We start from the raw sequence: 225 nt of genomic DNA, 5'->3' as shown, positions 1-225 counted from the left end.
ACGTCTATTACGCCAAGGCGGCCCAGGCGAAGTCTCACGACGCCCTGTTGTGCATCGCCGACGGCGCCTTCACCGGCCAGGAGGACCGCCGCCGGATCACCGGGGAACACTGGTTCAAATCGGCTGAGGCCATGCGGGTTCTGTTCGCCGACCTGCCCGAGGCCTGCGACAACACCATCGACATAGCCCGGCGCTGCGCCTTCCTGGTCAAGACCCATGCGCCCA

The 225-nt window shown here is 66.2% G+C and carries 1 protein-coding gene; it reads left to right on the top strand.

The window, feature by feature from the left end; translation table 11 throughout:
* A partial coding sequence (locus RRF55_RS28560) for a hypothetical protein (protein WP_439419379.1) occupies positions 1–225 on the top strand: 225 nt, incomplete at both ends.

This window comes from Klebsiella sp. K47 (genome assembly GCF_051858335.1).
Classification (GTDB): Bacteria; Pseudomonadota; Gammaproteobacteria; order Enterobacterales; family Enterobacteriaceae; genus Klebsiella; species Klebsiella pneumoniae.
The sequence above is the reverse complement of the archived record's forward strand: the minus strand, read 5'-3'. Positions and strand labels throughout refer to the sequence as shown.